The sequence below is a fragment of the Vibrio rhizosphaerae genome, from assembly GCF_024347095.1.
GTDB lineage: Bacteria > Pseudomonadota > Gammaproteobacteria > Enterobacterales > Vibrionaceae > Vibrio > Vibrio rhizosphaerae.
On sequence record NZ_AP024904.1, the window covers coordinates 1 to 24,917 of the forward strand.

Sequence of the window (24,917 nt, forward strand, 5' to 3'; positions counted from 1 at the left end):
TTGGCAATGAAGAGAGAACACACTATAGATAATCTCTACCAACTCGCTGAACAAACCAAACAAGTTCAGGCTGATCGGATTGAGATCGTCCTTGAGGAACGTAAAGACGAGCACTTTCCCCCAATGTCAAAGGCATTGATGGAAACGCGTTCCGGTCTGACGCGACGGAAGCTGGATGAAGCGATTGCGAAAATGGAAGCTGAGGGACATCAGTTTACCAAAAATAATGCCAATCATTATTCGATCTCTCTTGCTGAAGCGCACATGTTAATGGATGCGGCCGGAGTGTCCACTTTCCATCAACGTAAAAAGAATAATGATAATAAGCCTTGGATCATTAATGTTCAGAATCAAAAAGGTGGCACAGGAAAATCGATGACTGCGGTTCATCTGTCTGCTTGTCTGGCTTTAAATCTGGATAAAAGATATCGCATCTGTTTAATCGATTTGGATCCTCAAGGATCGTTACGTCTATTTCTGAATCCTCAGATCAGTACGGAAGAGAATGAAAGTATCTTTTCTGCTGTTGATATCATGTTGGATAATGTGCCGGAAGATACGGTTGTTGATCGTTCCTTTCTGAATAAAAATGTGCTGATGTCCACCCAGTACCCCAATCTCAAAACCATTTCTGCATTTCCTGAAGATGCGATGTTTAATGCTGAAGCATGGCAATATTTGTCGCAAAATCAGTCACTGGATATCGTCCGGCTCTTGAAAGAGAAGTTGATTGATAAAATTGCAGATGATTTTGATATTATTGTGATTGATACCGGGCCGCATGTCGATCCGTTAGTCTGGAATGCAATGTATGCTTCCAATGCGCTGCTGATACCATGTGCTGCAAAGCGTCTCGACTGGGCATCAACGGTTAACTTCTTCCAGCATTTACCGACCGTCTATGAAATGTTTCCGGAAGATTGGAAGGGGCTTGAGTTCGTTCGTTTAGTCCCGACGATGTTTGAAGATGATAATAAAAAACAAGTTTCTGTTTTAACAGAAATGAATTATCTGCTCGGAGAGCAGGTGATGATGGCAACGATACCGCGAAGTCGGGCATTTGAAACTTGTGCTGATACCTATAGTACCGTGTTTGATTTAACTTCCGGTGATTTTGAAGGTGGGAAGAAAACACTGGCGACTGCACAAGATGCTGTTCAAAAAAGTGCGTTAGAGCTTGAAAGAGTGCTACATACACATTGGCCATCGTTGAATCAAGGGTAAGAGAATATGGCAATGAAAACATCAGAATTAAACGCAAAACTGTTTGGGAAAGCAGATAAGCGTCGGGCAACGACCCCACAAGAAGCGCAAAATGCAGCAAAAGCAAAAGCGCATGTGATTGAGTTAGCGGTGGCGGGGCAAGATTTAGTCACCTTTGAATTGCAACGTATACCCGCGGACAGCATTGCAACCAAGACGACTGTTTTTGAGCGTAATGCTCGTGAGCAGTCTTTTCTGAATGAACATGCATTGTCTGATATTCTGAGTACCTTGCAAGAACGAGGGCAACAATATCCGGCGGTTGGACGAAGAACAGCCAATGGTTTGATCGAAGTGCTCGACGGCAGCCGTCGTCGGATGGCCTGTATGTTGGCGAATCAGGATTTCCTCGTTTATGTTGCAGATGGTATCAATGAAGAACACGCCAAATTCTTGTCTGACGTGGCAAATGCACACAAACCGTTATCTCTTTACGAAAAGGGAAAAGAGATGCAGGCAAAGCTGGATAGTGGCGATGCTGAGGATCAGAAAGCGTTAGCCAAAATGTTCCAGTGTAGTGAAGCGTTGGTGAGTGGTGCGCTGAAGGCCGCCGCTTTACCACTTGAATTACTTCAGGCTTATCCTAATGTTGTTGAGCTTGGTCGCCCGACGATCGTAAAACTTCACAAGCAATATAGTGTGTTGGATGAGGAACAACGGGAGCAACTCTTAGATAAATGTCGTGCCGATGGTGAATTTGTCTGGCAAAAGAGTGATGCACAAGGGGTTGCCCGGTTAACGAAAGAAGTGACAGAGACGCTGGAACAATGGATGGCTTCATTGGCACCAAAGCAGAAAGCGGCCTCTCATAAAATTGAATTAGTCAAAGGACGTGCGAGTTATACCCGCAAAGGTAGTCAGTTAGTTCTAAACCTGAAGCGGGTTGATGACCAGCTGATGGATGAACTGTTTGAATTTATTCAGAGTAAAATGAAGTAGCGTCTCGATTGATTGTTTGAAATAAGCAAGCCCGGTGATTTTTCACCGGGCTTTTTTGTCTCTCCTACTCCTCATGAGAAACTCTTTCTTTTCCTCAGATGATTTGTATGATGTGATACCCATATCCCTGTTTTTACGGTTTTGTGTTTATGTCTGCTTTTTCTGAGGTTATCCCCCCATTACAGTCTTATCTGGAACAAACCTTCTATCGTGCCGGTATTGTGCTCAGAGGAACACCGCAATGGACTGAAGCTCGGCTACTGCAATTGAAGAATTATTTTGTTGGTCGATATATACAGCTTGGGGGGCATCCCAGAGAAGGATATGAATGGTTCAATATAAAGTCCGGCCGGCGTTTACTGGGGCAGGAATGTGGGCTGCTATTGGTTGATTTATCGGTTGGGTTTGATGCTGACAGTTTTAATGCTGCCTTAGGAACGCTCCGAGGCGGCGGGCTGCTGGTATGGGTTGGTGATTCGCAGTTACTGGCTGATAATTTAGAACCTGCCCAGCAGTGGCTACGGCGAGCTCTGGACCAACTCATGATAGTGGATGAGTTCCAGCCCGCTGGCAGCATTGATTTTCCGCCAATATCCTTGACGCAAGTCGATCGGTTTGAACAACAGCGAGAAGCCATCGCGTCTATTGTTCATGTTGTCGAGGGACATCGTAAACGCCCCTTGGTATTGACCGCAGATCGTGGTCGGGGGAAAAGTAGTGCTCTGGGCATTGCTGCGTCCATTTTAATGGAACGTCGTTCAGCTATTCAGATCAGGGTCACGGCACCTGTCTTTGCTGCCGTTGCTCCGATTTTTGAACATCTTCAGCGGATGCTTCCCGAAGGGCAAATACAGGGAAAGACCTTTATTTATCAGCAAGCCAGACTTCAATTTATTGCTCCGGATGAACTCATTCACATCCGGCCGGTCTGTGACCTGTTGTTGATTGATGAAGCTTCCGCAATACCCATACCACTGCTCACCGCTTTGACGCATCACTACCATCGTTTAGTATTTTCGACGACCATTCATGGGTACGAAGGGTGTGGCAGAGGATTTACGCTTAAATTTTTACCGTGGTTGAAACATCACCGGCCCGGTTTCACTCATCAACAATTATCAACTCCGATTCGCTGGGCTGAAGGTGATCCACTTGAGCAATGGCAGTATCAAACATTTTTACTTGATGCTGAGTTACCCGCCGTAGAGGATGTACAAGATGGGCCGGTTGAATATCGTCATTTGACGCGCGAGCTCTTACTCAATCATCCTGAATTATTTGCAAATGTCTTTTCGTTACTAACCCATGCCCACTATCAAACGACACCGAACGATTTAATGAGTATGCTCTCTGATACGAAGATGACGGTCTTGATTGCCGAGCGCTCGCATCATCTTATCGGCTGTATTCTTGCGATACGAGAAGGACCTTTATCGTCAGCCGCGGTGGAGAGAATTCAACACGGTCAGCATCGTCCTAAGGGGCATCTTGTTCCGACATCGCTGGTGAATCAACTTGGCTTGTCTGATACAGCGAGTTTATCTTGCTGCCGAGTGATGCGTATTGCGATTCATCCTGCATGGCAAGGTCGGGGATACGGCTCTGGTTTACTTTTTGCATTGAGTCGTCAATGTTCAACTGACTATATCGCCACCAGCTTTGGCGCAACGTCTGCACTCCTCCAATTTTGGGGCAAGAATGATTTCCATCCGGTGAAAATCGGTTCGCGCAGAGATCAGGCGAGTGGCTGTTATTCTGTTGTGATGATTTACCGCAACTCGCATGCGTGGTTTGATGCGGCGAGAAAACAATTCTCATACTATTTTCTGCATGCTTTGAAAACTGAACTGACTCGGCTCGAGCCCGATATTGTCCGGCAGTTGTTAAAGATGAGCGTCACTTTACCGATAATAGATATACCCATAGCATTGATTCAAAATTATGCGCAGGGTGGTTCCAACTATGAGAGTGTTGCGGTGTGGCTCTCCCTCTATATTTCACGCCTGCCACATGAGAGTATCGATATGATTGACGACTTATTGATTGAGAAAGTTTTACAGAATCAGGAATGGTCAACCATTGTTTCCCATGCATCTGTGACTGGCAGAAAACAAATTGAGCAGACAATCAGAGATAATCTTTCATCCCTTATTGCAAGTTTACAGTGTAAATCTGAGTCGTAATTACTCAGTTGAACTTGCCTATTTACACTGTAAATTTGCTAAGTTGGTGACCCAGCACTGAATTTTTAATGGCGCTTATTTAGTTGCGTCATGGGATGAGTAAAATATAAGCAAATAGAATAGATTGCGATATGTACGATAAGGGCGAATAGATGTGGAAAAGAATCTTATCTATTACAGAAGATAAAAAATCAGTCATCGCGAATCTGAAACCGATAGAAACGCTGAGTAAGAAATTATCGAAAAGCGGAATCATGGAAGCTTTAGCAAATTTAGGTGCCTCTGAGTTCTATTTGGATCAGGATGTATTGGAACGTTTTATCAATGATGCCAACGAAGGAAAAGGAGAAGCTTATCAAGATTGTGTCGTTGCAAAGCGTCTCCATGCGCAAGTGAGAGTCGATCTGGCTGAACAAGATATGCTTGCAAGTATGGTGGTCACAGGTGCATACGGTGGGCGAGGGTTATTTGGCAGTGATTTAGTTCATGCACTTGCTCAATCAAAAGTGACCAAAGGCATCAATAAAACGGCACTGAAAAAAGTTTTAATCGTCAGTCGCACTCTCTCCCCCGGAGAGATTTTCGTTCAACCTATTGCTCAAGGCAAAAATCCAATCAATGGGGTTGATACGAAATTTATTCCTTTAGTTGATGATGTGACCAAACGTGTCTTGGCGCCACAGCAGAAAGAAAACTCGTCAAAGCTCGATATGAGAAATTTGGGAGAAACCATCACGGTTGGGGAAGGCGATCAAGTGATGCGCCGCATTCCTGCCACAAAAGGAACGCCCGGCTATACGGTTCAAGGAAAAGTTATCCCCGCCAAAGCGGGGAATGACTCGCCCATGAAAGAAGGTAAAGGCACCGCTATTTCAGAGAAAGACCCCAATATTTTAGTTGCGACCATCTCTGGGATGCCGCTGATTAAAGATCGAAGTATCGATGTGGATAATGCATTGTGTATGCAAAATATCAATGTGGGTACGGGGCATGTGAAATTTAAAGGGGCTTTGATTGTTGCTGGCAATATTGAATCCGGCATGATTGTCCGTGCAACAGGTTCGATTACTGTCGGCGGATTTATCGAATCTGCAGATGTGCAGGCTCAGGGTGACATTCAAGTCGGGAAAGGCATTATTGGTCATACGACAAATGATGATGAAAAACGCACTTGTGTCGTGAAATCTGGTGCAACGATTAAAGCCAACTATGCACAATACTCTGAACTTCAGGCACACGACGACATTCATCTGACGGTACATAGTATTAGCAATAATATTCGTTGTGGGCAGGATCTGTATATTATCGATGAAAAAGAGAAGCAAGGGACATTAAGTGGCGGCATGACGAAAGTCGGCGGCAAACTGGTCTGTGTTAATCTCGGGGTTGAGGGGGATACAGCAACCCGCGTTGAAGCATTTGGCTGCTATGCGAGTTACAGAGAGCGTCTGGAACAGTATAAAGAACAGTACAAACAGACGCAGGCCAAAACCATGGATATCGTTCGTCGAGAATTAGAGTTTAATAAGAAACCCAAAGAAGAACGCACGGAAGAAGGGCGTGCAGCGATTGAACGTCTTAAACAGGAAACGAGCGAGCAGATGAATAAAGAAAAAGAGATGCTCGCAGTACTGGAAGATGAATTTGAAGATATGCTGAGAGAAAATACTATTGAGGTCAAAAGTAAAGTGTTCAGTCATGTGACCGTTCAATTTGGCGATGAACGCATTGTTATCAAACGATCTCATGGCCCGAGTATTTTTAATTTCACACAGTATGAAATCAAATGCCGCTCACTACTTGATGAAAATGATGTCGTCTCTGAAATCTGAGTTAATGCCGCGGCTCCCCGCGGCACACTGAGCATCTTTTTTGCTGATGGGCGGGTTAAACGGCCCGGACGTTTCCCTGACGCAGATTATTGAGCACTTCCTCTTTGGCTCCGTCTGCAATCACATACCCTTTTTCCATCACGATAATTCGATCGACAATATCCAGCATTGATGTTTTATGCGTGATAAGTATCAGTGTCTCGTTTGACGTTAACTGCTTAAACTGATGCTTCACATGCATTTCTGAGCGGTTATCCATGGCACTGGTTGGCTCATCCATGAGTAAAACGGGAGGACGGCCTAACAAGGCGCGGGCAATCGCAACCGCTTGTTTTTGTCCACCGGAAAGTAATTGTCCGCCTTCCCCGACTTGCCGTTCCATTCCTGCAGCATCTTGTTGAGTAAACATTGTTACGCCAGCCCGATTGGCGGCATCGAGAACATCCCGATCATCAACCAATGGTCTTCCGAGTGTGATGTTTTCCCGAATTGTCCCGAAAAATAGCAGGCTATCTTGTGGAACACAGCCAATATTTCTACGAATATCAATATGGTGTAGCTGAGAAATATTGGTATCGTCAATACGAATGTGGCCTTCTGTGGGCTTATATAATCCCATGATTAAGCGTTCTAATGTCGTTTTTCCTGACCCCACTCTGCCGATGATCGCAACTTTTTCTCCGGGATTGATGGTCATACTGACATCACGAATCGCGGCTGAAGCAGAACCGGGGTAATGAAACGTCACATTATCTAACTCAATTTTGCCTTTAAAGATGGGGCGATGAATATAGCGTTTACCTTCTTCTTGCTCATCCGGCATCGACATAATGCCTTCGATTAGCGTAAATGCCGATTTAGCCTGAGTATATCGGGTCGAGAGTAAGGAGAGCTGGATCATTGGTGCGATTGCTCTGCTACTGAGCATCGTCGCCGCAATCATGCTCCCCATAGTCAGGTCACCTTCAGAAATCAAATAAACACCGACAATAATCATTCCCACGTTACTGACTTGCTGAACAAATCCGGCAGCGTTCTGAACACCGTTGGTTATTTTTCTGCTTTTGATGTTCCAATTCGCCATGTGTGCCACTGCTTCTTCCCAGCGATATTGGAATTGACTTTGTGCACCGAATAATTTGACCGTTTCTAAACCGGCAAGACTTTCAATCAGGTTGGCATATTTCTGAGAAGCCAATCTGGAGCCTTCTTCGATGGCAACTTTGAGTTTTGCCTGAATGAAGTATGAGTAACATGCCAGTATCACCACACCGACAATCGGAACGATAACTAATGGACCTGACATTAACCAAATCAGTAACAGGAATAAGAAAGCAAATGGTAAATCAATCAGTGATGAGATCGTGGCTGATGTGAAAAACTCCCGGATGGACTCGAATTCTTGTAAATGTCTGGCAAATGCACCGACCGAAGGCGGGCGATTTTCCATCCGAATGCCCAATACCTTACTGTAGAGTTTTGACGAGATGAGAATGTCTGATTTTTTCCCGGCAACATCAATAAAATAGCTTCTCAGCAGTTTTAACGTGATATCAAACAGAAAGATACAGACGATCCCACTGGAAAGCACCCAGAGAGTTTCAAATGCAAGGTTTGGCACGACTTTGTCATAAACTAACCGGGAGAACATCGGGGCAGCAATCGCAAAGGCATTAATCAGCAGTGAAGCGATCAGCACATCGCGATAAATATTTTTTGATTGCCAAATCGTACTCCAGAACCAGTGTCCCTGATTTGTTTTTAAAACCTCCGGAGACCGTTCATCATAGCTGAACTGCTTTTTCACCATAAAGTAACGGCCGATATAACGTTCTTTCAGTTCTTCAAGAGAGTAGGAAATCGGCACCATACCGGATGCTTCCGTCACGACTTCAGCCTCTTGTTGCTCTTCATGAATACTGAGTAAGACACATGATTCGCCACCTTTTAATAAAAGTACAACAGGAAATATCAGCCGGGGAATATCGTCCAGTTTGGTGCGGTTTTCCTTGGCAACCAATCCAGCTCTTTCTGCTGCCCGGGGAAATAAAAACGGGGTTAGCCGTCCGTCTGATAATGGTAATCCATTAATCAGTGCTTCCGGGGAATTGGCTAAGCCATAATACCGACTGATATAAATCAGCGAGTTAAGTAATGTATCTTGCATTCAAGCTGACCTTTTGTATTCTTCCGTCACTTATCAACAATAAAGCCCTGGAATACGTCAATAAAGTGTTCAGCCAGAAAGTCCAGCTGCTCTTGTGTTTCTATCCTTGACGCGACTGTTGTAATGTCCAGATTATGCGCGGCTCTTGAAATCGATGCCAGTGTATATGTCTGTTTCTCATCTTTTAGGTTATGCGTAAATAAATAATCCAGCTTCACGTAATGTGGTCGGAATTCGTTGAGATAATCCAGTGTCTGGAAATGTCGTCCATAGTTATCGACACCAAAGTCCGCACCGGCATCTCGAATAGCATGACAGAAAAGTGCCGTATAACTGGCTATATCAATGAAACAGGCTTCCGGAATTTCAAAATGGAGTCGTTGAGCTGCTGATGGATTTTGCATAAGCAACTGTGAAACCCAGCGGATGAAACTCGGATCCGAGATACTGCTGGCAGAAATATTAATTGCCAGAATATCGCTGCCGCCTTCATCCTGAACTAATTTTTCGAACATTTGCTCAATCACATACTCATCGAAAATGTGACTGACGTTAAGCTGCTCCAGCGCAAACAGATATTGCGTGGCACTATATCGCTGGCCAGCCTTTTTGATAGAGGAGAACACTTCTTTGTGTAATTCCTTACCATCTTTGTCACATGCCGCCTGAAAACGAAAATGAACCAAATTATCTTTGATTGCTTCATCAACCAGCGCTTTCCACTGTTGTTTACCCATGACTAATCGATTTTCGTCACTGTTGATATAGCTGTATGGTTTAGTCCGGTTTGCTTTTGCCGACGCTAAGGCATTATCCAGCAATGACAGAATGTTGGTGGTGGTGGTTTTCGATTTATTCAGTACCATCCCCAGATATGCTTCCGGAGAAACGAGCCCTGTCGGATCGGGAGTCATGCCTGAGATGCAGTTCATAATATCTTCAGCAATCGACTGAATCTCATCGTCTTCTGCATGCGGGAAAAGAAAAGCGAATTCACTATTAGATAAACGCGCAATAATCGTTCCCGGAGCGTTCACCGAGAGTTTGAGATGCTCTGCCAGTGTTTCCACCTGTCTGTCTCCGCTCTCATACCCTTGAACCTCGTAGCTCTCTTCGATAAAAGCAGCCTGAAGCATCGCAACGGCACCGTCTCCGCCTTCGCTTAACCAACTCTCCAACTGATTCATATAGTAAGAACGATTGCCCAGTTTTGAGACAGGATCGAGATAAGCCCGATCGCGGAGTTGTTGTGCTTCTCTTGCCTGAGCCATAAACGATTTTTCAACCTGAGAAGACATCCGGTTGATGCCATCAACGACATGAACGAGATCTTTGGTCATTGGCGGCGGTAAAGGTTTTCCAAACTGGCTGCGTGCGACCTGCTCCATTTTGATCACTATTGCATGAAGTGGCCGTAGAGAGTGTTTGATAATCAGCGCTATTGCGATCAGCCCGAATAGAAAAACACAGCCGAAAACAATACTCAGGCGAATGAGGGCATCCCACAGCTGGCGGTATGCTTCACCCGGGTGGCTGACAATTTCTACTTCGGCTAATTGCATCCATCCACTGGTCACCACGCGGCTTTCATTGATAGGTTCAAACAACTTAAGGTGAGTGAACCATGCCGGTACTCCGTTGGGGGTGATTGGATAAGTCCGTACAATGGCTGGTCGATTATCGAAAAAGGTTAATTTGACCAGCGAATACGTACTGCCATCAAATAGCGCATTGATCACCGATTCAGCTGCAACCGTATCCTTATCTTCCAAATACGGCGCCAGCGCCAGCCCTACAGTATTGATGGTATTGCTGACTTCTGAACGTTGCTGTTGTTCAAGGTTGCTGCGAGTGGTATTAAATTGAATAATAAATACCGCACTAATCAGCAAAATAAACAGCGCAATCATTCCCATAACGATTTGCTTGTAAAGAGTCATATTTCCCTACCCATCGTAACTAACTATCGGTTTATTCAAAATGAGCGCCCGTTCCCGATCTCTCAAGTCATTCCACAGACTCAGGCGAGATGAATCGCCTGCCAGCTGACCGTTTTTCGATTTCATCAGCCATAGATTCCGACCATTGAAACTGTAGATCGGCAATAAATCTGTTCTGTTTCTTGCTGGCTTGATTTGCGGTATCAGATTATCGAGGATAAGAGGCTCTGCATCTGGTGTGTTGTAATAGGCCAACACCATATGAAACTGATTTAATTTTATGGCTTTAACATAGATTAATCTCAGCTTGTTATCCGGTATGCCGATTTCTCTGAGTGAGAAATATTTGGCAATTGTGAAATCCTCACAATCACCAGCATTGGCGCCCAGAAATTCCAGCGGGGTTGCCCAGTAGTCTTTTTTGCCCCATAGGTCGATATCGCTGACGAAGTGGAGTTGGTTAAAAAAGGCATTCACTTTTTCCAACTTTTCCTGAGTTGGAAGCGGTTTATATTCGGTCAAAGCATTTCGCCACGCTTCTACGCGTTTACCTGCTCGTTCACCGTAAACACGGATCACTGCATTCACCCATTTCTGTTCCGTCGTATCCAGGGCTTGCAAGGACGATACCGTCAGTAGTGATAGCATAAAGGTGACTGTCAGCCAGCGTTTCATAATGCCTCTATTGTTCTGATCGGATTGTTCATTGGCAAATGTCGGGCTCCATTATTCTTTCAGTGCATTTTCCTGAGCACCGAGTATCGGCTGTAAGAGATACTCCATCACGGTTCTCTTTCCGGTAATAATATCAACCGATGCAGTCATCCCCGGGATAATGGGAAGGTCTCCGTCATGATGCAAGGTTGTGGAAAAAGTCCTGACCCGAACAATATAGAAACTGTTGCCTTCTTCATCTTGAGAGGTATCAGCACTGATATGTTCAAGTGTACCTTCCAGTCCGCCGTATTTACTAAAGTTATAAGCAGTAAATTTAACGATAGCATGTAAATTCGGACGGAGGAAAGCAATGTCTTGCGGGGCGATTTTTGCTTCAACGAGTAATGTATCCTCCGATGGAACAATTTCAACAATGTCCATCCCCGGTTGAATGACGCCACCCACAGTATTGACATTGAGTGTTTTGACCGTGCCAGTGACAGGAGAGACGACCACCGTCCGGTTGACTCGGTCTTCCAGACCGACAGCCGATTCGGTGAGTGCCGATAACTTATCCTGAGCCTGATTTAACTTATCTTGTTGTTCAGAACGGAAGGTCTGTGCGGTATCAATACGACTATACATTGCTTCTTTGAGGGCCGCTTTTGCCAGTGGAATTTTTAATTGGGCAGAGGTCATGTCCCGGCGGATGTCGTTGACCTGCCGTTGTAATTTGAGGATTTCAATCTCTGGCACAACCCCTTCTTTTGCCAGCGGTTCAGTCATTTGAAGTTCTTTTTGAACGTACTCATAGCTTTGCTTCAAATTTTTGACTCTGGCTTGTAATTCGATCAGATCCTGATTCTTTTGTTTGATCTGTTGATCAACAACCGAAAGTTGGTTTCTCAAGTTGTCCAGTGCCTGAATGTACTGTGCTTTTTGTCTTTCCACCAATTCGGTTTTTTTTTCGGCCAGCGTTTGAGGGAACTTTAAATGATTGTAGGTGACGACAACACTTTGCTGCCAATTGGTTTCGTCAAATTTCTCATTAATTTGTACACTGTCAATCGACGCAGACAATTGGACAACGCTGGCTGTCAAGTTAGCAACTTCTTGCTCCCGTTCGCGGTAATCGGATAAGAAGCGCGTGTCATCAAGGAGGATCAGTTGTTGACCTTTTTCGACATGCTGACCTTCTTTGACCAGAATTTTTTTGACCAGACCACCTTCTAAGTTTTGAATCACCTGAACTTGGGAGGAGGGGATGACTTTGCCGGTGCCGACCGTCACCTTATCGATTTCGGCAAAAGAGGCCCAGATCGTTGCGATCACAAAAAAAACGACCATAACCCATAGCATAATCCGAGCACTATTTGGGGTGTTCAGCAGAAGTGCCGCAGTTTTATCGTCAACATAATCTAGTTCTTCTGATGAAAGCTCGCTGTAGCTGTCTTTGCGCATCAAGACATCCTATTTGGTTCGGATTACTCTATTGATTTTATTACTAGTCTGATGAAATGTTAAGAAGTGACGCCAGACCGATGCTGAAAATCGTTGAATTCTTTGATTGTCGACGGAAACTGTATCATACCTTCCCGAGATTACTTGGTTTTTCTTCAATTTGTTGCCGTTTAGGTTGGCAATTGACGTGATACTTGTCTTATCGATATGAAAGGCGCACAATCACGAAAAAAACGCAGGAGCGCTCATGAAACTCTCAGATATTCGTCGGGAATATATTCAAGGTGGTTTGAGGAGAAAGGATTTGTTGCCAAATCCTTTTCATCAATTCGAGCATTGGTTACAACAGGCAATTGACGCCAATATTTCAGATCCGACAGCCATGACAGTCGCCACTGTTGCTCCCGATGGCCAACCTTTTCAGCGGATTGTGCTATTGAAGGATTCTGGAGAGCATGGGTTTATTTTCTATACCAATCTGGGCAGCCGCAAAGCGCAGCATATTGAACACAATAATCGTGTGAGTCTCCATTTCCCATGGCATATGCTGGAGCGTCAGGTACATATCACTGGGCGGGCTCAGAAACTTTCAACGATGGAAAATTTCAAATATTTCTCCTCCCGTCCGAAAGACAGTCAACTGGCCGCGATTGCCAGTCACCAGAGTCAGCGTATTTCCGCCCGGGGGATACTGGAAGGGAAATTTTTAGAGCTCAAGCAAAAGTTTGCCAAAGGAGAAATTCCTGTTCCTAGTTTTTGGGGAGGATATCGGGTGATTCCTGAAAGCTTTGAATTTTGGCAGGGTGGGGAACACCGTTTGCACGACCGGTTCATTTATTCACAAAGTGAAGCCCTTCAAGGGGACGGGCAGTGGGAGATTAACCGTCTGGCTCCGTAACCTATGATGTGTGATGAAATGATAGATACAGAAAAGGGAAGCAATTGCTTCCCTTTTTAGTTGTGATCCCTAAACCACCGCACAAGGCGGTGGTTTAGGGTCGATTATTCTTTAATTTCTCTGACGACTCGAAAGCCGATATAGTTAGCGGCTGTTGACGGCTCAGAGAAGAGTTGACTATAGGCCACGGCATTGAGCGGAGAGAAACTCCAGGCACCGCCTTTAAGGATACCTTGAGGCGCACTGGTCCACTCCCAGACATTCCCGACAACGTCATACAGCCCCAGCGGGTTGGCTGGAAATGATTTGACCGGAGATGTACTTTTGTTGGCCCAGAAAGAACCACTCCATCCGGTATTGGCTAAGCCAGTCGCAAAATCATCACCCCACCAGTAATTGGTTTGCGTACCCGCCCGAGCGGCAATTTCCCATTCATCTTCTGTTGGGAGACGATATTTAAATCCAGTTTGCTTTGACAGCCAGTTGGTAAATGCTTTGGCATCATTTTGGCTGACGCAAACAACGGGTGATTGTGAGGATTGTTTAAACCCGGGATTACGCCAGTAGTGACCGGACTGTGGGGTCATTTGGTTATTGATCATCGCCACACACGTTTTCATCAGTTCTGCGTCTGAACGGTAATTAGTTTGGGTGACAAAAGCTTTGAACAGCCCGACCGTGATCGGCGTTGATGAAATTGCGAAAGCATGATCAAGGAAAACTTGAGTGGATGCATGTTCCCCGATAAAGAATTTCCCTTGGGTTATCGTGACCAATTCAGGACCTGAAAGGTCTGGTGATAATGCATCAGCAAAAGCATAGCCATTTTTCAACTGATTATGCTCTTCTTTCAAAACAGCCCGAATTTGGCTGTCTGATTTCAGGTCAACTTCTGTGTGATAAGAAACATAACCTGTTTTTTCGATGCGAACTTGATGGACACCTTCCGATAACGTTAACGTCAGTGGGGTATGACCATAACGAACATCGTCAATGATGACTTGGTCGTCATACAGATTGGAACGAAGTGTCAGATTAAACCAAGCCACTTCCTGCTGGATTGGCTGTTGGTTATCAAGGATACAGTACTGAGCATCAATATCTAAAAGTTGGCAAGGCGCAGCATTATCCGGTCTTGCTCCCAAGCGGGCTTCAACAATTGTTTGATAACGGCTGGCATCAGAGAAACCGGATTGAATCGTCTGGTGCTGCAAGACATGAATATTCAGGGAAGCCTTCGCCGCATGTTTAACCGCGATTGACGACTCGCTGACGCCGTTGAGCAAAGAGGTCTGAAACTGTTTGACGGCTTTTTGCAGCGCTAGTTTTATGGTCTGCTGTTCACATGCGGCAATGGTCATTGATGGATGACACCGGTTGGTGAAACTGACTTTCTCCGTGCCTTCTTTTAGTAACTCTTCCCGTAAACGTTTCGCTCTGGCTTTCAATTTATTGCGTTGAAGATCAGCAATGTTTTTCTGGAGTAGAGAAACGGTTGTTTCCTGATCTTTGAGTAATCCTTCCTGCTCTTCCAGCTGGTTATCCAATTCAAACAAACTCTTCTGATTTTGCTTGTATTTTGACCATGCATTCTGATAAGTGGACTGATAAGGGGTGATATCCAATTTGGGATCCGAGATCATCTTTTGATAAGCGTTTTCCAAATCTTTTTTGGTTTGGTTCAGCTGGGCTGAAAGCGCCTTATCTTGTTGACGAAGTTTATTGAGCTCGGCTTGTTGGTTTGCGACAGTCTGTTGTTTTTCTTGCAAAACTTTCTGGGCTTTTTCCAGCTCAGTATTTTTACTGAAAAGTGCATCGTCAATTTGGTTGACTAAAGGTGCGGCTTTTTCTGGCAATGCAGCATCTTCAGCAAAAGCGCTGAATGATACGAAACCAAGCAGGAGGGTTGATAATAGAGCAGTTATTCCTTGTCGCATGCTTTTGTACTTCAATGTTGGATCGTCAAGTCGTCTGATCGATTGTAAACGAAAACGCCATTCGGCCATAAGTCATATATCAATAACTTACAGACAAAATGGCGTCGTAACCATATCTTTGTGAATTGCTCCTAAAAAATAATTCACAAACCGGCATTTAGCTTTGCTTATTCGGACGAAGTTTGACCCATACCGTATCACTACTATTCACTGTAATGACTTGATTATATGTCTCATACCCGTCTTTAGACACTGTAAACTGATGGCGACCATGTGGCAGAACAATTTCAACCGGGGTGCTGCCATAACTGACACCGTCAATGGTTACAGAATCCTGGTATTGGTCAGAGCGGACGGTGATGTTCGCCCACTGCTTTTCCTTTTTTGGCGTATAGTTCTTCTGTCCTTGCAGACAGTATCGTGTTGATACGCCCAACAATTTACATCCGGCAGTTGCTTCTGGACGAGCCTGAAGTTGTGCTTGAATTTTGGTGTAATAATCGTTGTTTCCCTGAAAACCGCTCGACAAAATCTGGCTATCTTGAATCGACACATTCAGATCGACATTTTTCAGATTTTGCTTGGCGATGACAGACTCTGTCAGATTATCGAGTAGTTTATCCTGAAAGGCAGAGACTGCTTTCTGTTTGGTTAAGTAAACACCTTGATTCGCACATTCGCCCAACGTCATCGTGGTAGAACACGTTGTTTTATAATTGGTCTCAATGGTGTTGCTATCCATCAATTCAGCATTAATGCGTTTGACCCGGGCTTCAACCCGAGACTCTTTCAGATTATCGAGCTCACTTTTCAGACGGGCTTGTTTCTGTTTGAGTTGAGAGACACGCATTTCACTTTCAGTAATCGTCTGGTCGTTATCCAGTCGAGCTGCCTGATTTTGCTTTAGCTCATTCCAGACTTCCTGATATTTTTTCTGAAAAGTCGCTAAATCGATATCTGGATCTTCGAGAAGTTGGCTATATTGTTTGTCCAGATCCGACTTGGCGCGATTTCTTTTCGTTTCCAGCTTATCGCCTTCTCGTTTCAAGCGATCCTGATCATTCTTCAACTGCTGGAGTTTCGCGATCTCTGTGTCGTACTTGGATGAAATTGATTTAATTTCATCTTGCTTTGTATCTATTTTTGTATCAATTGTCGCAACAGGATCAGTCTGTGCGACATTTGCTTCATCAGCATATACAAATGCTGGTCCCAAAAGAGGGCTGAGCGCCAATACGAGCGCTGGGATGTGACGTACTATCATAGGTCCCTGCAACAATTTTTAACGTTTAGCCACAGTAACTCTGTGGAGAAGATAATGACTCGACAACTAGAGAAATATGAAGTAGCTGTCTCATAATTCTTACTCTATTGAAAGCATAAATAACACAAAATGTAACTTAGGTCTCTGATTTTGTATATTTTAAATATGCTACTTCCATTTTGAGCCGAATGAGAAAATATGCAAGTATTTCACCTCAATCTCTGCTCTGACTTCGCGTTTGAACATACACTCTCCGTAATTTATGTGCACTTGATCATTGTTCCGGATTTTGCTCAAACGTTCCGCGCCATACTTTATCGAGATTTAACGACATGCTTAATATACATGAACGGCAATTATTTTCACGGAATTAGTTACAGATTTAAATCCATTACTTCTGATAATCATCTATATGCTTATCGATGTCGTTATGTTTGAAAAAATCACGGTTCTGAGGTAAAAATCTACTATTCATATTGTTGACACTATATTGCGCATCGCTATTGTTGCACCGGATTTTGAGGAGGATGTGGGATGTCTGTGCAAAAAAAAGCTTCCCTGTCTATGCCTAATCAAACTCCGACGCCGAAACCGGCTGAAGTCATGACGCTGCCTTCAGGGATGGATTGTCATGCTCATTTCTATACACAAATCGTTGTGTGTCTCAATGGGATGACCGAGTTTGAAATCAGCGGATATGGTAACCGGGTCGGCCCGGGGCAGGGATGCATTGTCCACGCGGGCGCTAACCACGCCTTCGGTGGTATCGTGGATAGTGCTGATATCATGGTTCTCAATTTACCGTTTCCTTCGACAGAAACACCGCTGATGATGCAGCGACTCAATGATTTGCCGAATTCCGGGTGTTATTTTTGTCTTGATGAACCGTTTAAAAATCTGATTCGGATTTTGGGGCAGGAGATGTCTACGGCGCCGGAGGATTGTCTCTTGAGCCAAGCCTGTCACGATACGCTGGTGTCGATTTTACCTCGCCATATCACCGGTTATGTTCCGCATATTAAAGAGTCCCGTTTTGATATGGATGTCATCGATCATTATATCGAACGCAATATAGGAAGACCGATCTCGGTTGCTCAACTTGCCGGCAGTGTTTTTCTCGGAGAAAGCCAGTTCCACTCACATTTTAAAGCGACAACCGGCGTCACACCATATCAGTATGTGTTGAATAAGCGGGTGCAAATGGCAAAACGATTCATCGAACAGGGTGGATATACGCTGGGGCAAATTGCTGATATCACTGGTTTCTCTGGTCAGAGTGCCTTTTCTCATGCATTTATTCGGCTCGTTGGTCTTTCCCCGTCTGCTTATAAAAAACGTTATCAAAAATAAGATATTGCTCCCAAATAACCCCGATTCCTGTGTTTCCTTTCTCATTTATTTTTCATGTCATTGATGGTCTGAACTGATCGATTCCGGTCGGTTTTTCTGCTGTTCAAATATGTTTATTTCTTTCGATGTTCGCTACAAAAACATGTCGATAGGTTGATTTAATTGATGTGATTGTGTTTTTAATTTGTTAAATATCGGAGCTTTTCGCAAAAAAAACGGAGTTTTTGACAAGTAATCCGTAGATGCCCAGAATACACTGCTAGCTATTGTAAAAGGCCCATTCGGGATGACGTTGAGGGAAAACGCATGTTTACTGCAAATGATGTGTTGAAGTCGGAGTTTGTTGAGCAGCCACTGAACAAACTTTGGGCACTTATCTCGCCACTATATATGGCGGATGAGTCACAATGGCTAGAGGAGTTGCTACCACTGGCAACACCGACTGAACAAGAAAAACAAGAAATCACAGAAAAGACGACCCAGTTGATCAAGTCGATCAGAGCCGATAAGAAGTCTGTGCAAATGATAGATGCGCTGCTTCTGGAATATAGTCTGGATACGCAGGAAGGTATTTTATTGATGTGTCTTGCGGAAGCTCTGATGCGTATCCCTGATGCTGAGACGGCAGATGCTTTTATTAAAGACCGGCTGAGTGTTGCTGACTGGCGTTCTCATTTGAAGAACTCTGACTCTGTTTTCGTCAATGCTTCAACATGGGGATTGATGATTACCGGTAAAGTGCTTGAGATGTCAGATATTCAGAGTACGAGTCCGATGCAGGCATTAAATCGGTTGGTCAACCGATTCTCTGAGCCGGTTATTCGTCAAGTTATGCATCAAGCGATGAAGGTCATGGGACGCCAGTTCGTGTTGGGCCAATCGATTGATGAAGCCCAAAAAAATGGCCAGTCAATGCGTGACAAAGGATATACCTATTCCTTTGATATGTTGGGTGAAGCTGCACTGACCAGTGCGGATGCCAAGAAGTATTGTCAGGATTATCTTGCTGCGATTGAGTCGGTTGGTAAAGCTTCAGGAGCGGGAACGCTGCAATCATCGCATTCTGTTTCGATCAAACTATCGGCACTACACCCCCGTTATGAAGTGGCCAATCAGGAACGGGTCATGACCGAGTTGTTAGAAACGCTGGTCGTGCTGGTGAAACGCGCAAGAGAGTTTGATATCGGTATTTCGATCGATGCGGAAGAAGCGGATCGGTTGGAGCTGTCTCTGGCATTGTTTGAAAAGTTATACCGCCATGATGTCACTCGTGGTTGGGGCAAGCTCGGGATTGTGGTTCAAGCTTATTCAAAACGAGCATTGCCGGTACTGACCTGGCTGACGGGTCTAGCGAAAGATCAAGGGGATTTAATTCCGGTCCGGCTGGTAAAAGGTGCGTATTGGGATAGTGAAATCAAGTGGTCACAGCAAAAAGGTTACACCGGTTATCCGGTATTTACCCGCAAAGAAGCGTCAGATGTTTCTTATCTGGCCTGTGCTCGTTTTCTTTTATCTGAACCTGTTCGCGGTGCTTTATTCCCTCAGTTTGCCAGTCACAACGCACAAACTGTTACGGCCGTTGCTGTGATGGCGACACACCGTGATTATGAATTCCAGCGTCTGCATGGTATGGGGGATGCCCTGTTCCACCAAGTGATGAGCATTTATAAACCTGCGATCAGAATTTATGCGCCGGTAGGGAATCATAAAGACTTACTGCCTTATCTGGTTCGCCGTTTATTGGAAAATGGTGCCAACAGTTCTTTTGTACATCGTCTGGTTGATGCCCGCTGTCCGATTGATTTACTCAACCGTCATCCTGTGGATGCATTACAGTCGTATGAGACGTTGCATAATGCTGCTATTCCGTTGCCACCGGATGTCTATCCTGATCGTCGTAATTCATACGGCGTCAACATTGATATTGAAAGTGAAGCTGAACCTTTTGAACATCAAGTTGCTGAACACTTAAACCGACAGTGGCGTGCTGCCCCGATCATTCAGGGCGAAGATCAATACGAAAGCATGATCAAGGAAAACGCCGCGGTTACTGCTGTGACGTCTCCCTACGACAACCGGATTGATGTCGGAAGCGTGATCATGGCAAATGCGCAGCAGATTGAGCAAGCGATCGAGATTGCGCAGGGCGCATACCCTCAATGGCGTGATACTGAACTGGCAACCCGTGCAGCCTACCTGACACATTTTGCTGACCTGATGGAATCGCATCTGCCGGAACTGGTCGCATTGTGCCATCAAGAAGCCGGTAAAACGATTCATGACAGTATTGATGAAGTTCGTGAGGCCGTTGATTTCTGTCGTTATTATGCCAATCAGGTGCTGAAACTTACCCCGACATCGCATATTGATTTCAACGGTGCAGAACGACATACGCAGTATCAAGGTCGTGGTGTGTTCGTCTGTATCAGTCCATGGAATTTCCCATTAGCCATCTTCGTCGGACAAGTCGTAGCCGCTTTGGCTGCCGGGAATACCGTCATTGCGAAACCGGCTGAGCAAACGTCACTGATTGCATTCCGTGCCGTTCAACTCCTGTTGGAAACCGGGCTGCCTGCCGATGTGCTCCATTTACTCCCCTGTAATGGTAAAGAAAGTGGTCACTTACTGACGTCTCATCCGTCGATCGCGGGGGTCGCTTTTACTGGTTCAACGGGGACCGCGCAGCGTATCAATCAGACATTAGCGGAAAGACCCTGTGATCCGGTGCCTCTGATTGCCGAGACAGGCGGACAAAATGCCATGATTGTTGATAGTACGGCATTGCCTGAGCAGGTTGTAAGAGATGTTTTACGCTCGGCATTTGCTTCCGCCGGGCAACGCTGTTCCGCACTCCGTGTGTTATTCATCCAAGAGGATGTCGCTGATCGGGTTATCACATTGATTCGCGGCGCAATGCAGGAGCTCTCAGTCGGTGATCCAAAGCTTCATCGTACAGATGTGGGGCCGGTGATCGATAAAGCAGCGCAGAGCCGGTTATTGGCACATATTGAGAATATGAAACAGACTCAAAAACTAGTTGCTGAACTGGAATTGAATGATGAATGTTCGCATGGCGTGTTTGTCCCACCGACGGCTTTTGAAATTAGTGGGATTGATTGCCTGAAAGAAGAACATTTTGGTCCGGTACTCCATATTGTCCGGTATCGGGCAAAAGACCTGCCAACCATTGTTGAACAGATCAACCAGACTGGTTTTGGTCTGACTTTAGGTATTCATAGCCGGAATGAAACCACCTACCGGTGGATTGAAGCACATGCCCGGGTCGGAAACTGTTATATCAACCGCGATCAGGTTGGTGCCGTTGTGGGCGTTCAGCCTTTTGGCGGGCAAGGATTGTCAGGCACAGGGCCGAAAGCTGGCGGGCCTCATTATCTCTATCGGTTCACCCGCCCTTTTTATAGTGAAACAGCGATCAAACAAGGAGCGGAGCATGGTGAATAAAACAACATATTTTTCCGATGCTGCTTTGGCATGGCAACAATGGAATTTAACGGACTTTAGTTCTAAAAGTGAGCATTTACTTCGTCTTGCTCAGTCTCTGGAACTTGACGCAGCTGATTTAGCTCAGGTGATTAACTATCATCTTAACTGTGCCAGAACACGGATCGCTGAGGTTCAGTCTTTGGTTGGTCCGACCGGAGAAACCAATGAACTCTATAGCTCTGGACGGGGTGTTGTGGTGATTCTGCACAAACGAAGCGGCGCAAATGCTACTTTGGCAGTGGTTGCTCAGTTAGCAGCGGCTTTAATTGCCGGGAACAGCATTTTACTGTGTTCAGATGATGAGACGCTGAATTCACGTTTGGTGTCAGCGCTGGAAAACAGTAGTTTTCCGGTTCATCTGGTACAAATCGTTGCGGTTGATGCGTTCAATCAGCTTATGACATGTGATATCCGTCAGGTTGGCCTGATTTGTGAGTCACAAGATGCACGTTTAATTAATCAAGAATTATCTAAGCGCACTGGCGTGATTATCAGTCCGGTTATTGAAACGGATATGGATCAGCTGCCGATGGCGCATGATACGGCTCTCGTGTTGCGTTTTATTACCGAACGGACACGCACTATAAATATAACAGCAATAGGGGGAAATGCTTCTTTATTGGAAATGGGAAGCTCGAACCACTAAAACCTGCTTTTCCAGAGTCTGCCGGCTTCCGGGCAGGCAGACATTTGGAGAGGAACAGGGAAGGCGATCAATATAAAAGAGGAATCAATTATGGAAAATAGCTTTGCTATTACAACGACCTTTATCGTATACCTCATTATGATGTTAGCGATCGGGGTCTATGCGTACTTACGAACGAAAAACTCAACCGACTACTTTCTTGGTGGCCGCTCTTTAGGACCTTGGCCTGCGGCGTTGTCAGCCGGAGCATCCGACATGAGTGGTTGGTTGCTGTTGGGGCTGCCCGGGTATGCTTATGCTGCCGGATTAGAATCCTTATGGTTAGCCGGCGGATTACTACTCGGAAACTGGTTAAACTGGTTCATTGCAGCAAAACGTCTCCGAACTTACAGTATTACCACCGATTCGATTACCATTCCTGAGTTCCTATCTCGCCGTTTTAATGATCAGTCGAAGTTGATTCAAACAATTTCTGCATTTTTCGTTTTGTTGTTTTTCCTTTTTTACACCAGCTCAGGCTTAGTAGCTGGCGGGAAACTGTTTGAAACAGTCTTTGGTCTCGATTATTCAACGGCAGTGATTATCGGTACGGTGTGTGTGGTGTCATACACGTTGTTTGGTGGGTTCCTTGCGGTTGCATGGACTGACTTAGTTCAGGGCCTATTGATGGCGGCTGCTTTGCTGATTGTCCCAATGGCGATGATGCAAGATGGTTTTGCGGTGTTGGGTGATAATCTCACCAAGATTAACCCAGAGTTACTGACCATTTGGCGCGGCATGGATGGGAAACCATTAGGAGCGATTGCGATTATTTCTCTCGCGGCCTGGGGCCTCGGATATTTTGGTCAGCCTCATATTTTGGCGCGTTTTCAGGCGACTCGTTCAAATAAAGATCTGCGTACAGCACGTCGGATTGCAATCGGCTGGTCTGCATTAGCGATGTTTGGTGCCGTGATGGTCGGACTGGTGGGTTTGGTTTATACCACAAACCACCCGACAATTACCTTAGAGGATGGTGAGAAGATCTTCATGCTATTGGTGAATGCGGCTTTCCATCCGGTTATTGCTGGTATTCTGTTAGCTGCAATCCTCGCTGCAATCATGAGTACTGCGGATTCTCAGTTGTTAGTTTGTTCATCGGCATTAGCAGAAGATTTCTATAAACAAGTCATCAAGAAAGACGCAACCTCTGAAGAAATTGTTCGGGTTGGTCGTCTCTCCGTGATGGCAATTTCTATTCTGGCCTTGGTACTGGCGATGACACCGGATAGCTCTGTTCTGGGATTGGTTTCTTATGCATGGGCCGGTTTTGGAGCGGCATTTGGTCCTGCGCTTGTGATCAGCCTGTTCTGGTCTCGTATGAACCGTAATGGCGCTTTAGCCGGCATCATTGTGGGTGGCGTGACCATAGTCATTTGGAAACAATTGACCGATGGCATTTATGATATTTATGAAATTGTACCGGGCATGATCTTTTCAACATTGGCAATTGTCGTTGTCTCATTGTTGAGTCGTGAGCCGGAGCAAGCCGTTCAAGCACAACATAAAACCTTCTTGAAACAGCTTGAAGAGCTGGATTAAAGACGAAAATGATTTCAAGAACCCCTCTTTTTGAGGGGTTTTTTTTCGATACAACATGGTCAATTTAGTGATTGATAACGGTGACGGAGATACTCGGTTGGGCTCTTTTAAGAATAATCAATCAATATTTGTCGACTAATATCACAAAAATGATGTTGTTTTTTGAGAAAGTGTTTCTATATAGATAAATACACTTATTATTAGCTATAAGTTGTTTACTTGATGAGGTTTGTCATGTCTGAAGCATATTGTTCCGTGTGTCATAAAGTCACCCCACATAAATCAATTATGCGACGTTGTCAGACTGAACGTTGTACACGATGGGAAGAGATTCAGTTATTTCTTTCTTCTCTTATGCGTGGTAATCATTATTATAAGATGGAAAGGCAATATTTTTGTCGGGTGTGTAATCACCAGAATGCCAGACCTGCACTTCCCCTTACGAATAATCCCCGGAATGAGCCACGAATTTCTTAGTCGGGCATGAATTGCTCTGGCTAAGGCTTTCCCCTGACTCTTTACAGTGTAAATTATAGCAATAGCTATATATGTGTGCTATTTGTCTTGGCAGACTTTGACTTTACGCAACGGAATGTCTTGATGAACTTTCGTAAGACTCCCCAGATGATGATTTGAAGAGCCTTTTGTTTGGGAGGATGGGAATGGTTCCTATGTCGTAGCACGACATATTCCCACTTGACGTGCTACGTAGTAAAAGGGCTTTCAACATTGAGCATGTTACATATCTCAACAATTGCGAGTGACAGACTTGATTTAATCACTTGTTGCTGGCGATTCAGCTGTAATTGATAAAGTTTTGTATCTATCTCTTCATCATCGCTGAGTGCTGGTGTTAATTGAAAACTTCCCATTTTTTTAAAAGCGCTAATTTTGTGGATGGCATCCAGTATTTTTGGATCGGTGAAATGATATTCCGTGCCATCTTTGTTTAATTGGTTTCTGAGACGAACGATTGTATCGATATCGTGATAAACCTCATCCGTTATCACACCTAATCCAAATAGCAGCTTAATCCGGACACTTAAATCACCCAATGGTCCTGAAGACTCCAGCAGCGGATTAATCACAGCCTTTACGGCGAGGTAATCACTCCGGAAGATACGTTGCACCAGTGAATCGACCGACTGTTCAAAGATGTTCACAGCTGCGATGAAAAAACCTCTGACCGATGAGGCTACATTTAACTGCTCAATAATGTCTGCTTCGTTAATTTTCTCTACCATAAAGAAAGCATCATAGTTAAAAAGGAGGCGGGAGCAGGAGCTGGGCTCCCA

The 24,917-nt window shown here is 44.9% G+C and carries 16 protein-coding genes; 9 read left to right on the plus strand and 7 right to left on the minus strand.

Features of this window, described 5'->3' with window-relative positions; genetic code table 11:
• The first annotated feature begins 6 nt into the window (after nucleotides 1-6).
• From OCV37_RS15270 to OCV37_RS15285, 4 genes are all read left to right on the plus strand, one after another.
• Nucleotides 7-1,224 carry an AAA family ATPase gene (locus tag OCV37_RS15270; RefSeq protein ID WP_038184491.1) on the plus strand — a complete coding sequence of 406 codons (1,218 nt, stop codon included), beginning with the start codon at nucleotides 7-9 and terminating at the stop codon, nucleotides 1,222-1,224.
• A gap of 6 nt (nucleotides 1,225-1,230) precedes the next feature.
• Nucleotides 1,231-2,202, plus strand: a complete 972-nt coding sequence (locus OCV37_RS15275) for a ParB/RepB/Spo0J family partition protein (RefSeq protein ID WP_038184489.1) — start codon at nucleotides 1,231-1,233, stop codon at nucleotides 2,200-2,202.
• A 149-nt stretch (nucleotides 2,203-2,351) separates the two neighbouring features.
• Nucleotides 2,352-4,385, plus strand: a complete 2,034-nt coding sequence (locus OCV37_RS15280; RefSeq protein WP_038184487.1) for a GNAT family N-acetyltransferase — start codon at nucleotides 2,352-2,354, stop codon at nucleotides 4,383-4,385.
• A 152-nt stretch (nucleotides 4,386-4,537) separates the two neighbouring features.
• Complete coding sequence (locus OCV37_RS15285; protein WP_038184485.1) at nucleotides 4,538-6,217, plus strand: FapA family protein; 1,680 nt, start codon at nucleotides 4,538-4,540, stop codon at nucleotides 6,215-6,217.
• 55 nt (nucleotides 6,218-6,272) lie between these two features.
• On the opposite strand, the gene OCV37_RS15290 is transcribed toward OCV37_RS15285, so the two are convergent.
• Genes OCV37_RS15290 through OCV37_RS15305 form a run of 4 tightly spaced genes read right to left on the minus strand, consistent with a single transcriptional unit; the run spans nucleotide 6,273 to nucleotide 12,442 of the window.
• The gene (locus OCV37_RS15290; protein ID WP_038184484.1) at nucleotides 6,273-8,384 is read right to left on the minus strand and encodes a type I secretion system permease/ATPase; all 2,112 of its coding nucleotides are present in this window, start codon (nucleotides 8,382-8,384) and stop codon (nucleotides 6,273-6,275) included.
• A gap of 26 nt (nucleotides 8,385-8,410) precedes the next feature.
• Nucleotides 8,411-10,324 carry a bifunctional diguanylate cyclase/phosphodiesterase gene (locus tag OCV37_RS15295; RefSeq protein ID WP_038184482.1) on the minus strand — a complete coding sequence of 638 codons (1,914 nt, stop codon included), beginning with the start codon at nucleotides 10,322-10,324 and terminating at the stop codon, nucleotides 8,411-8,413.
• Between the two features lie 6 nt (nucleotides 10,325-10,330).
• Complete coding sequence (locus OCV37_RS15300; protein ID WP_038184479.1) at nucleotides 10,331-10,999, minus strand: transglutaminase-like cysteine peptidase; 669 nt, start codon at nucleotides 10,997-10,999, stop codon at nucleotides 10,331-10,333.
• A 51-nt stretch (nucleotides 11,000-11,050) separates the two neighbouring features.
• On the minus strand, nucleotides 11,051-12,442 hold the full coding sequence (locus OCV37_RS15305) for an HlyD family type I secretion periplasmic adaptor subunit (protein WP_038184475.1): 1,392 nt from the start codon (nucleotides 12,440-12,442) through the stop codon (nucleotides 11,051-11,053).
• Nucleotides 12,443-12,689: 247 nt separating this feature from the next.
• On the opposite strand from OCV37_RS15305, the gene pdxH reads away from it, so the two are divergent.
• Entirely contained in the window at nucleotides 12,690-13,340 is a 651-nt protein-coding gene (gene pdxH / locus OCV37_RS15310; protein WP_038184473.1) for a pyridoxamine 5'-phosphate oxidase, read from the plus strand.
• Between the two features lie 104 nt (nucleotides 13,341-13,444).
• Here the strand turns inward: pdxH and OCV37_RS15315 are convergent, their stop codons facing one another.
• Together OCV37_RS15315 and OCV37_RS15320 are read right to left on the minus strand one after the other, a co-directional pair.
• Nucleotides 13,445-15,277, minus strand: a complete 1,833-nt coding sequence (locus OCV37_RS15315; protein WP_038184698.1) for an SUMF1/EgtB/PvdO family nonheme iron enzyme — start codon at nucleotides 15,275-15,277, stop codon at nucleotides 13,445-13,447.
• Between the two features lie 157 nt (nucleotides 15,278-15,434).
• Nucleotides 15,435-16,541: a PEGA domain-containing protein gene (locus tag OCV37_RS15320; RefSeq protein ID WP_038184471.1), complete on the minus strand. Its 1,107-nt coding sequence runs from the start codon at nucleotides 16,539-16,541 to the stop codon at nucleotides 15,435-15,437.
• Between the two features lie 534 nt (nucleotides 16,542-17,075).
• Between OCV37_RS15320 and OCV37_RS15325 the strand changes: the two genes are divergently transcribed.
• The 4 genes from OCV37_RS15325 to putP all read left to right on the plus strand — a co-directional run bounded on the left by OCV37_RS15325 (nucleotide 17,076) and on the right by putP (nucleotide 23,622).
• Nucleotides 17,076-17,891 (plus strand): AraC family transcriptional regulator, encoded by an 816-nt coding sequence (locus tag OCV37_RS15325; protein ID WP_038184469.1) that lies wholly within the window; start codon nucleotides 17,076-17,078, stop codon nucleotides 17,889-17,891.
• Between the two features lie 306 nt (nucleotides 17,892-18,197).
• Nucleotides 18,198-21,353 (plus strand): bifunctional proline dehydrogenase/L-glutamate gamma-semialdehyde dehydrogenase PutA, encoded by a 3,156-nt coding sequence (putA, locus tag OCV37_RS15330; RefSeq protein ID WP_038184467.1) that lies wholly within the window; start codon nucleotides 18,198-18,200, stop codon nucleotides 21,351-21,353.
• A complete protein-coding gene (locus tag OCV37_RS15335; protein ID WP_038184465.1) occupies nucleotides 21,343-22,041 on the plus strand; it encodes a 1-pyrroline-5-carboxylate dehydrogenase in 699 nt (232 codons plus the stop codon). Before putA ends, OCV37_RS15335 begins: the two co-directional genes overlap by 11 nt.
• A 90-nt stretch (nucleotides 22,042-22,131) precedes the next feature.
• Nucleotides 22,132-23,622 carry a sodium/proline symporter PutP gene (putP, locus tag OCV37_RS15340; protein WP_038184463.1) on the plus strand — a complete coding sequence of 497 codons (1,491 nt, stop codon included), beginning with the start codon at nucleotides 22,132-22,134 and terminating at the stop codon, nucleotides 23,620-23,622.
• A 704-nt stretch (nucleotides 23,623-24,326) separates the two neighbouring features.
• On the opposite strand, the gene OCV37_RS15350 is transcribed toward putP, so the two are convergent.
• On the minus strand, nucleotides 24,327-24,866 hold the full coding sequence (locus OCV37_RS15350) for an MltR family transcriptional regulator (protein WP_038184460.1): 540 nt from the start codon (nucleotides 24,864-24,866) through the stop codon (nucleotides 24,327-24,329).
• Nucleotides 24,867-24,917: the final 51 nt, after the last annotated feature.